Source organism: Janthinobacterium sp. JF4 (assembly GCF_059617925.1).
In genome coordinates this window covers 48,779-59,607 of record NZ_JCAQAV010000036.1, presented here as the reverse complement: position 1 = coordinate 59,607, position 10,829 = coordinate 48,779, and the positions used below count along the sequence as shown (strand labels likewise).

Below are 10,829 nucleotides of genomic sequence, written 5' to 3'. Positions count from 1 at the left end.
GAAAAATATTTGATCCGACCTTGCACGCCGCTTGACGGGGATAACAGTATCTACCTGCCCCACATCCCTCAGAATTTGTACTTCAGCCCGGCACTGAAGAAACGTCCCGCCGCACCCGCATAGTCGAGCGGGTTATAGCCCGTGGCGCCATACGTGAGCGGATCGAGCGGGGCGATCTTGTCGAACAGGTTTTGCACCGATGCAAACACTTCCAGCTTGGGCGTGGCCAGCCAGCGGGCTGTCAGGTCCACCGTGGTGAACGAGGCGATGCGGCAGCCGCGCGGCGCATCCGTGCCGTCGGCGAAATGCGTTGCGCAGCCGTCCGGGTCATTCTTGAACAGCACGTTGTCGAGCGGCGCGCGGTAGTTGACGTTGGCTGTGACCCGCCAGTTCTGGCGTTCCCAGGTGGCGCCCAGGTTGATGCGGTCGTCCGGCGTGCCCATGCAGTTGGACACGTCGCAATTGCCATGCGTGCCGGCAAAATCGCGCTGCGTGCCGTCCTGTTCCTTGCGCAGCCATTTGTACAGATGCGTCCATTTCAGGTCGAACACCAGGTTGCCATAATCGCCGCCCAGGCTGAAGCGCTGGCGCGCGTCGATATCGATGCCGCGCACCGTCGTTTGCGCGGAATTCACATAATTGGCCAGCACGGCCGTGATGGCGCCCGGATCGCCGGGAATGCCGGTGGCCGTTGATGGGTCGCGCGCCACATGGCCTTCGGCGATGGCCGTGTCCGTTTGCTCCTGGTTGATTTCATTCTTGCGGCGGATTTGCCACAGGTCGACGGAAATGCTGGTGCGCGGCAGCGGGTCCCATACGGCGCCCACGGAATAGCTGCGCGAACGCTCGGGCGACAGCTTGGGGTTGGGCGAGGTGATGACGGCGATGGAGGCCGGATCGCAAGCCGCTTCCACGCCCAGCGCGCAGCGCAGCGGATCGCTGGCGGTGGAGAAGGCAGCCAGGCCGCCGACGCCGTTTTCCGCCGCGCTGGGTGCGCGGAAGCCCTTGGCGAAGGTGCCGCGCAGGGCCAGTTCGCGTATGGGCGTCCATTTCACGCCCACTTTCGGCGTATAGGAATTGCCCACGTCGGTGAAATGGTCGGCGCGCAGGGCGCCCGACAGTTCCACGCTCTTCAGCACGGGCGCCAGCACCTCGGCATAGATGGCCGAGGCATTGCGGCTGCCCTTGTAGGCGGAATAGCCGAGGCCAATGATATTGCCCCGCTCCGTGCCCGTGGTGGGTTTGAGTTCCGTCGATTCGTGGCGGAATTCCGCGCCCACGGCAACGCCCAGGCCGCCGCCGTCCAGCTTGGCCACCTCGCGGCTGGCCTTGAAGTCGATCTGCGCGATATGCGTCTTGGCGTCGTTGGAAATGCGCGGCGACAGGGCCGCGTACAGCTCGGGTGAATTGAGGCCCGCATTTTCCGCGATGCGCCACAGGCTGCCGGCGGGCAGGGCCGCATACGCGGGGTTCAGGCTGGCCCGTTCCACATTGGCGGCGGTCGGGTTGAGCAGTGCGAAGGCGACGTCGCGCTGCAGGTAGCCGTTCAAGTCGTTCGACACCTTGTTCTGCGAGTACAGCAAGGCGCTGTCGATATCCCAGCCCGCCACCGTGCCCTTGATGCCGGCGACAAAGCGCGTAAAGGTGGAATTGACTTCCGACCGGCGCGGCCCCACGTCGGCCGCCAGGTAGCGCAGCCGCGCCGCCGTGCCGAAATACGGGTTGTCCGGGTGGGCCGCGCCCAGCGACACGCCCGCATTGCTGACAGGGCCGCCCGGGTGGCCGACCGAGCCGCTGATGCCCGACGGCGTGGTGGCGGAGTGCGATTCGCTGTGATACACGTTCAGTTCGGCATATGTCTGCAGGGCCGGCGTCAGCTGCCAGGCGGTGCGGCCGAAGAAGTTGATGTTCTTCTGTTTAGGCTGGATCTGGCCGTATTGCTGTGCGGCATCGGTCAGGCAGCCGCCGCCCGGGTCGCCCTGCGGATGCGTGGTGAAGTTGCCGCAGGCGGCGCCGGGGAAGGTGCGCGTAAAACCCGCGCCAGCGAGGTTGCCGCGGTTGTAGTAGTCGAGCGTGTCGGGATTGCGCACGTTGCCGTTGACGGCGCTGCCAGCTGCATTGTTGGTGGTGATGGCGCCCGCGCCGCTGAGCGACTCCTGCGCGCTGAAGCCCAGGTCGCGCAAGTCGCTGCGGCCGACGGCGCCCCGCCCGGCCCGGTCGCGGTTCCAGATGGCGGCTTTTTCGCTGTATTCGAGGTTCAGCAGCACGTTGTAGCGGTCCGTATCGATGTCGCCGAAGCCGTGCGTGATGGCGGCGCGCGCGTCGCGCCCGTCCCACTCCTTCGTCTTGCCGTAATTGCCCTTGATGGCCGTGCCCTGGTAGTCGCGCCGCAGGATCACGTTGACCACGCCGGCGATGGCGTCCGAACCGTAGATGGCCGAGGCGCCATCCTTGAGGATTTCCACCCGTTCCACCGCTTCCAGGGGAATGATGTTCAGGTCGGCAAACACTTTCTGGCCATCGTCGGCCAGGCCGTACGGCGCCACCCTGCGGCCATTCAGCAGCACCAGGGTCGAGGCCGTGCCCAGGCCCCGCAGCGACACGCCGGAAGCGCCAGCGGCAAAGCCGTTGCCGAAGGAGGTGGGGACGGAGCCCTGGTTGTCGACGGCCAGGGTCTGCAGCAGTTCGGCCACGCTGGACTTGCCCGATTTTTCAATGTCGGCCGCGTTCAGGGTTTGTACGGCCGACGCCGTTTCCGCCTGCGCGCGGCGGATGTTCGAGCCGGTGATTTCCACGCGTTGCAGGGGCGCGGGTGTGACATTATCCTGCGCCAGTACGGGTAGACTCAGCAGCGCACTGGCCAGTGCCAGGCCCAGTCTGGGTGGCGAAAAGGCAGCGCACTGTAAAAGTGGTGTAGGGATCATGCGGTTCTCCGGAAAGGTCAGGCAGTCAAAGGTCATCGATACGTCCTTGAGTTTTGTCCGTGCGGAGATGCTGGGACTAGATCTAGATCAAGTAGTGCCCCGCTTGTCGTCGATAGAATGGCTGGCGTGGCGTGGTTGCCACGGCGGGCACAGCGGTGGCGTCCGGTATGCAGCGTCACAGCGAGAGTCACCGCGCGCAACTTTTTATGCTTTTTTGCGTGTTGTACAGTGTAAAACGGCGGCGGCATGCGGCTTTGCCAACAAATATGCTTGCCAACCCTTGCAATTTAGGTTTATAGTCATTCATCACTTAGGGATGACTCATATGTTCGCTCGCCACTTTTTTACCGCTTATTTTTACTTTAGCAATTCCAACCCAAAGGCGGTGGAGTAGCGGTCGGTTCACGTAGCAGCAAAACGAGATCCCAGCAAATTCTAGAAAACCGCCACTGATGGCGGTTTTTTTTTACCCAGATGTTTTACCCTTCCTTAATTTTTTGGAGAAAATAATGCCCCGCACCGATGATTTGCGCATTCGCGAAATGAAGGAATTGACCCCGCCGTCCCACCTGATCCGCGAATTCGCCTGCTCGGAGCAAGCCGAACAGACCGCCGCCAGCGCCCGTATCGCCCTGCACCGTATCCTGCATGGCCAGGACGACCGCCTGATGGTGGTGATCGGGCCTTGCTCCATCCACGATACCAAGGCGGCGATGGAATATGCGCGCCTGCTGGTCAAGGAGCGCGCGCGTTTCGCCGGCGAACTGGAAATCGTCATGCGCGTCTACTTCGAGAAACCGCGCACCACGGTGGGCTGGAAGGGGCTGATCAACGATCCGTACATGGACAACAGCTTCCGTATCAACGACGGCCTGCGCATGGCGCGCGAACTGTTGCGTGATATCAATGAGTTGGGCTTGCCGGCCGGCACCGAGTTCCTCGACGTCATCAGCCCGCAATACATCGCCGACCTGATCAGCTGGGGCGCCATCGGCGCGCGCACGACGGAGTCGCAGGTGCACCGCGAGCTGGCGTCGGGACTGTCGTGTCCGGTCGGCTTCAAGAATGGCACGGACGGCAATGTGAAAATTGCCGTGGAAGCCATCAAGGCCGCCTCGCAGCCGCACCATTTCCTTTCCGTCACGAAGGGCGGCCACTCGGCCATCGTCTCGACCAACGGCAACGAGGATTGCCATATCATCCTGCGCGGCGGAAAAACCCCGAACTATGACGCGGCCAGCGTGGACGAGGCGTGCAAGGCCATTGCCGCACAAGGCCTGGCGGCGCGCCTGATGATCGACGCCTCGCATGCGAACAGCTCGAAAAAACCGGAAAACCAGATCCCCGTGTGCGCCGACATCGCCAGCCAGGTAGCAGGCGGCGATGGCCGCATCGTCGGCGTGATGGTGGAATCGCACCTGGTGGCGGGGCGCCAGGATTTGATCCCGGGCAAGGAATTGATCTATGGCCAATCCGTCACGGATGGCTGCATCGACTGGAACGCCAGCGTGGCCGTGCTGGAAAACCTGGCGGCGGCCGTGAAGCAGCGCCGCTTGCAGGGCGACGCGGAATAGAGTGGCGCGCAGCATGAAAAAAAGCCCGGAAAGCTAAGCTTTCCGGGCTTTTCAGTTTTCAGCCGATGCAGTCAGCTTAGAACTTGTAGGAACCGCTCAGATAGAACTGGCGGCCCAGGGCGCTCGAGTACGATGGGTTGTAACCCACCTGATGCGAACCCGTGTTGCGCAGGGTGAACGGCGGGTTGCGGTCGAACAGGTTCAGGATGCCGCCCGTGATTTCCACGTTCTTCAGTGGACGGTAGGCCGTCTGGAAGTCGAAGGTGGTGTAGCTCGGCACTTCCAGCTGGACGCCATAGCATTCGCCAGGGCTGCCGGCAACGATCACGGCGCAATCGTCAGCTGTCTGGTCCTTGTCCGTATAGCCATTGCGGTAGCTGGCGCTCAGCGTATGCGTAAACTTGGCCGTCTCATACGAAGTGGTGGCGCGGATAATGTTGCGGAAGCTGACCTTGTCGTTCGAACCGTAGCGATTCAGGCTGGTTTCCCATTGATCATCGGTGCCCGGCGTCGTGTAGCGCGAACGCAGCAGGTAGGTCCCCATCAGGCGGCTCGTCAGGCGGCCGTCCAGCAGCTTCATCTTGTGGGTGAAGTCGTAGTCGATACCGCGGTTTTCCACCTTGCCGATGTTGATCGGCAGCAGCTTGATGGCCAGCACGTCGAGGCCCGTCGAGCTGATGTGCTTGGTGGTGAACAGGTTGGCATACTTGGCAGGATCGTTGAAGATCAGGCCTTCGGAGACCGCCGTCACCTGGTCGCGGATTTCCACGTTCCACAGGTCGAACGACATCGACAGGCTGTTGATCGGCTCGAATACGGTACCGATGCTCCACTGCTTCGACGTTTCCGGCTTCAGGTCAGGATTGCCGCCCTGGAAGGCTTCGAATTGCTGGCGTGCGACGCCACTGCAGTAGCCGGCCAGCGGATGGCCGCCCATGCCGTTCGCCGCCGTCAATGGGCATTGGTAGTTACCGCCCGTGACGCCCCAGTCTTCCAGTGGGCCAGCGATTTCCTGCATGCTGGCGGCGCGGAAGCCGGTGCCGGCAGCGGCGCGGAACATCAGGCTCTTGGTGGCGGAATACTTGCCGCTGATTTTCCAGGTGGTGGCGTTTTCTTTCTTGCCTACCGACTTGCCCGTCAGTTTGTCATCGATGGCGCCGATCTGGTCATAACGCAGCGAGCCGGTCACTTCCAGTTTTTTCGAAATCGGCAGCATCAGCTCGGCATAGGCGCCCGCATTGTCGCGTGCGTATTCGCTGTCGACTTGCGCATTGTCAAACAGGATCTGCGCCTGTTTGGCGACGTCCGCCTGCTGCACCTTGTACGAGGTGTTGCGGTAATCGGCGCCCACGCCCAGCATGGCGGTGCCGCCTGGCAGCGAGAACACAGGACGCGAAGCGCGGCCGTCGACGCCTTTCATTTCCACGGTTTGCGTGTTGTACGTGCCGCTGAAGCCTGTGCCCAGCAGGGCCTGGCGCATGGCGTCCGGCATGGAGCCCACAGGATAGGCGAACGGGTCGATATTGCCGGCGTCGATCTGGGCGTTGAACTTGTCGGACAGCGGGAAGCCGCTGACGTAGTCCTGCGTTTGCTTGTTTTTCGAGTACGTCACAGCCGTGTTGATATCCCAGCCGAATGCGCTGCCTTCCACGCCACCGACGAGGTGGGTGGCCTTGGTGCCATAGTCGTAAGTGCGGTTGCCCATTTCCGACAGGCGGTATTTGGCGACGCCGCTCACGGCATTGGCCAGTTGCGATGGGCTCAACTGCGAAGCCAGGTATTTGCTGAACAGTGGAGAATTCGGGGAAATGGAGAAATCTGCCGGGTATGGCGCGATACTGGCCTTGATGCTCGCTTCGGTGTAGGCGAAGTCATAGAAACCCTGCCAGCCGGTCTTGCCCAGTTTGACGCTACCCGAGCTGAACAGCGAGTCGCGCTTCGATTCCGGATTGATTTCAATGGTTGACGGCGAGTCGAAATAGCAGTTGCCGTCGCCGTAGAAGTCCATGTTGCCAGGCGCGCATTTGCCGCCATTGGCCATTGCATACGGATTGGCCAGGTTGACGCTGTCGACAAACGGTTTTTTGGTTTCTGGATTGATCACCACATTGCCGTTCGCATCGGTACGGTTGTAGTTGACGCTGGCATTGGCCGGCGCCGAGCGCGAGGAACCGTTGATGAATTGCAGTGCCTTGCCGGTTTTCGGATCGTTGAAATTGATGATGCCGCTTTTCGCGAAGCTGCGCTGCGAGGCTTTCAGCGATTTTTGTTCGTCATGGCTGGCCGACACGAAGATGCTGTAGCCGTCTTCGTCGATGTCGCCGAAGCCCTTGCTGATCGAAATCGAGTTGCTGGCGCCGCCTTTTTCTTCAGGACGCGAGTACTTGGCATTGATTTCCAGCGGCGAGGTGCCTTTTTTCAGGATGAAGTTGACCACGCCGGCGATGGCGTCGGCGCCATACAGGGCCGAGGCGCCGTCCGTCAGCACTTCCACGCGCTCGATGGCGGCCAGTGGAATCGAATTGAGGTCGATGGTGGTGCCCGAATTGGATGGCGCAAGACGGCGGCCATTCAGCAGCACCAGCGTGTAGGCTGAGCCAATATCGTGGATCGAGGCCGTGGTGACGCCGCCGCCGCCGCCGCCCACCGAATCGGCGGCCACGGAGAAGCCCTGCATCGCAGGAATTTGCTGGATGAAATCGGTCACCGTGGTGACGCCGGTTTTCTTGATGTCTTTCTGGTTGAACGACTGCACCGGCAGCGACGCTTCGGAAGCGATGCGCTTGATGCTCGAACCCGTCACTTCCACGCGTTGCATGGTGCCATCTGTTGTTTCTTGCGCATACGCGGCGTGCATGCTCAGGGCCATGCCGCCTGCAAACATCAGGCGCAGCGACCGCGATATTACATTTTCTATCATCATCTGAAATTCCTTGTTATTGTGATAAAGGCGGCAATTATTTTGAAATAACTTGTTGCTCACCAACAATTTATTTGCCTTTTTGAAAATCCACCAATGAAAATTCTGTAAATTTTCCGGGCCCTCATCAAAACATTCACGATTCAGATTGTCAATTTCGTGGGGACTTTTTGGACGAAATGCAACATTTCCCTGTTTTTTTTGTAATCCTTCAGCAATAAAGTATCGTGAACCCTTGTCAGCCTTGCTCAGATGGGTAAAATAAAACGGCGCACATCATCGCTGATGGCGCCGCTTTTCTGTTGCTGGCAAGCTGTTGCCAGCGCTGCCTGTTTTATCTGTTGACCTGAAAATTTCCCTTAAAACGTATAGCTGCCGCGCAGGTAGTACGCGCGTCCGACCGGGTCCGTGTAGCGCGGGTCATAGCCTTTCTGGAACAGCGTGCCCTGGTTCGAGAACGGCGGCTCCCTGTCCAGCAGGTTCTTCACGCCGGCCGTCAGCAGCAAGCCTTTCCACGCATAGCTGCCTGACAGTCCCAGCAGGCTGTATGACGGCACATCGTGTTTGTATTGGTCGGCAACATTATTCTGGTCCGTGTAGCCGGACTTGAACGATTGCGACAGGCTGGCGCCCCAGTTGCCCATGCGCCAGTTCAGCGCCGCCGTATGTTTCCAGCGGAACACCGGGTTGTTGTCCGCATAGCGGCCCACGTTGGCGATGAAGGCGCCGCCGCGCTCGTTCTGGTAGTCGTACTTGCGGGTCCACGTGCCATCGACCGATACGCTGACATCGCCATACGCGCCGCGTCCCAGGCGTGCATTCAGGCTGACATCGATGCCGTCGGTTTTCACTTCGCCGAGGTTGTCGTTCAGATCGAGAATGGCATAGGGGGAACCGTCGGGATTGCGCAGGAACAAGGCCTTGTATTTCTCGTAGTTGCCGAAGATCGATTGCTCGGGCAAGGAGGCAATCTTGTCCTTCAAATGGATGTTCCAGTAATCGATGGCGACGGTCACTTCCTTCACCGGTTCGAGCACCAGACCGAAGGCGAAGGTGGTGGATTTTTCCGGTTTCAGGTTTTCATTGCCGCCTTGCAGCTTGAACTGCTGCAAGTCGCAATCGCGCAAGGGGTTGGCGCCCGGCTGCGGCACGCCACCGGGGCATAGAATCGGGTCGTCATAGGTATCGTTGGTATCGTTCTTCGACGGCGGCGCATTTTTTTCAAACAGGGTGGGAGCGCGGAAACCCGTGCTGGCCGAGCCGCGCAGCACCAGCGCGCTGCTGGCCTGGTAGCGCACGGCCAGCTTGGGATTGGTGGTACTGCCCACGTCGCTGTAGTGGTCGAAACGGGCGGCCAGCTGCACCTCCAGATCCTTGATCAATGGCAAGTTGACTTCGCCGAAGATGGCCTGGATCGTGCGCGAACCACTCTTCGACAGCGAGCCGGACAAGCCGGAGCTGGCGGCCTGGCCGGCGATGTCGCGGTTGACGTTGAAGTCGGCCTTTTCGCGCCGCACTTCGCCGCCCAAAGCGATGGCCAGCGGGCCGCCGGCCAGCTGCATCAGATCGCGGCTGCCCTTGAGGTCGAAGCCCGTCGTGGTGACTTTGGCGTTCTGTACTTCGCCGCGCAGGGCGGTGCTGTCGAGGTAAGCCTTGCCGGCGGCATCCTGCACGCCGAACGGGTTCAGGATGCCGTTCAGCACGCCGGCGGCAAAGCCCGCGTCCTGCACATAGCCGTTCGTAAATTTCTCCGACGACTTGCTGATCGCATGGCTCAGCCCCGTCTTGTAATCCCAGCCCGCCAGCTCGCCCTCGAGGGCCAGCACCAGGCGGTCCGCCTTGCCGGTGGAATCGATCTGCCGCTGGCCCGCCTCGACGGGACGCCAGTTGACGCTCAGGGGCTGGCCCGACAAGCCGGGCTGGGCTGGCACGCCACCCGCATTGCCCGGATAGTAGCGGCTGGTGCTGGGCAGGATCAAACCCGTTTGCGGCGGCGGCGCCGTGCGTGCCTTCATCTTGTTTTCCGAATGCAGATATTCCGCCGTGGCCAGGTGGCCACCGCCGAGCTTGAAGGCGCCCTTGCCGAAGAACGCCAGTTGCTGCTGTGCGGGCAAGTTGTCAATCTGCCGCGTGTAATCCTGGCGGCAGGTGCCGTTCGCCGGCACGGCCGGCACCGACAGCGGCGGCAGGCAGCCGCTGGCCGCGTACGGATTGCCGGCCAGGCCCGCGCCGCCGTTGGCCGCCGCATCAAAGTAATTGCCGGGGAACGTCGTGCCGCTGGTGATGGACAGGCCGCGCGAGGGGACGATGCCGGTGGCCGAGAAGGCGCGGTCTTGCGAGGTCAGCACTTTTTGCTTGTGATAGTCGAGCACGCCAAAAATATTGTAGCCATCCGTGTCGAGCTCGCCGAAGCCCGTCGACAGGTTGATGCGGTGCTCGTCGCCGCCCCTGTGCTGTGGGGCGACGACCTCGGCGGTGATGTTCGTGACGTTGACGGAGCGCTTCGTGATGAAGTTGATGACGCCGCCGATGGCGTCCGTGCCGTAGATGGCCGAGGCGCCGTCGCGCAGCACTTCGACCCGTTCCAGGGCGGCGATGGGAATGATGTTCAGGTCGACGCTGGCGCCGTCATACGGATGGTTGGCGATGCGCCGGCCATTGAGCAGCACCAGCGTCTTGTCGCCGCCCAGACCGCGCAAGTCGGCGCTGGCCTGGCCGCCCGTGGGCAAGCCGCTGGTATTGCCACCGACGGCATTGCCGCTGCCCATGCTCGATGCGTTCGAGGGAATTTTACTGAGCACTTCCTGCGCCGTCGTCAAGCCCTGTCTGGCGAAGTCCTCGGCCCTGAAGATGGACAGCGGCGTCGCCGTTTCCGAGACGAGGCGCTTGATGGAGGAACCGGTGACTTCGACCCGCTGCATGGCGGGCTCCGCCGGGTCGCCCGTGCTTTGCCCCAGGGTGGCGGGTGCCTGGGCAACGAGCAGCGCCGCACACAGCAGGCGCAAGGGAGGAGACGGACGCGTATTGATGTTCATTGAAACACTCCTGTGATAAAGGTCATGTTGCTGAGAAAGAGTGGCGAGAGGGCGCCTGCTGCGGTTGTAGCAGGCGCTGTTGGTGCCTGATTTGCGCTAGCGCAGGACAACGGTGGCGTGCACCGGTGCGGCATTGATGCGACGCAAATGCGTGATGCTGCGGTGCAAGGCAGCGCTCTGCGGCGCGCTTCGCTTTTGCCATTTTTCTGCCGCCGTCAACAGCGGTGGCATGCGGATATTGCGATGCAGCAAATTGGGCTGGCAGCCGGGGACGGGATGGCGAAGGTGGTGCGGCTTTCTGCCCACGCAGCAAAATATGCGTTATCGTTACGCGTTTTTCAGACAGTCGAGACGGCTGCTAACAAGGCATAGATCT

The 10,829-nt window shown here is 61.4% G+C and carries 4 protein-coding genes; 1 reads left to right on the top strand and 3 read right to left on the bottom strand.

Annotated elements, in window-relative coordinates; all coding sequences use genetic code 11:
- Positions 1 to 68: 68 nt before the first annotated feature.
- Positions 69 to 2,924, bottom strand: coding sequence for a TonB-dependent receptor (locus AC54AF_RS21550; protein WP_496638159.1), 2,856 nt, complete (start codon positions 2,922 to 2,924; stop codon positions 69 to 71).
- Positions 2,925 to 3,433: 509 nt separating this feature from the next.
- Between AC54AF_RS21550 and aroG the strand changes: the two genes are divergently transcribed.
- Complete coding sequence (gene aroG, locus AC54AF_RS21545; protein WP_496638158.1) at positions 3,434 to 4,498, top strand: 3-deoxy-7-phosphoheptulonate synthase AroG; 1,065 nt, start codon at positions 3,434 to 3,436, stop codon at positions 4,496 to 4,498.
- A gap of 76 nt (positions 4,499 to 4,574) precedes the next feature.
- On the opposite strand, the gene AC54AF_RS21540 is transcribed toward aroG, so the two are convergent.
- Both AC54AF_RS21540 and AC54AF_RS21535 read right to left on the bottom strand, forming a co-directional pair.
- On the bottom strand, positions 4,575 to 7,421 hold the full coding sequence (locus AC54AF_RS21540) for a TonB-dependent receptor (RefSeq protein ID WP_496638157.1): 2,847 nt from the start codon (positions 7,419 to 7,421) through the stop codon (positions 4,575 to 4,577).
- Between the two features lie 356 nt (positions 7,422 to 7,777).
- The gene (locus tag AC54AF_RS21535; RefSeq protein WP_496638156.1) at positions 7,778 to 10,453 is read right to left on the bottom strand and encodes a TonB-dependent receptor; all 2,676 of its coding nucleotides are present in this window, start codon (positions 10,451 to 10,453) and stop codon (positions 7,778 to 7,780) included.
- Positions 10,454 to 10,829 lie beyond the last annotated feature (376 nt).

Coding starts and splice junctions, on each gene's coding strand:
- AC54AF_RS21550 (WP_496638159.1), bottom strand. CDS start 2,924: ATGATCCCTACACCACTTTTACAGTGCGCTGCCTTTTCGCCACCCAGA.
- aroG (WP_496638158.1), top strand. CDS start 3,434: ATGCCCCGCACCGATGATTTGCGCATTCGCGAAATGAAGGAATTGACC.
- AC54AF_RS21540 (WP_496638157.1), bottom strand. CDS start 7,421: ATGATGATAGAAAATGTAATATCGCGGTCGCTGCGCCTGATGTTTGCA.
- AC54AF_RS21535 (WP_496638156.1), bottom strand. CDS start 10,453: ATGAACATCAATACGCGTCCGTCTCCTCCCTTGCGCCTGCTGTGTGCG.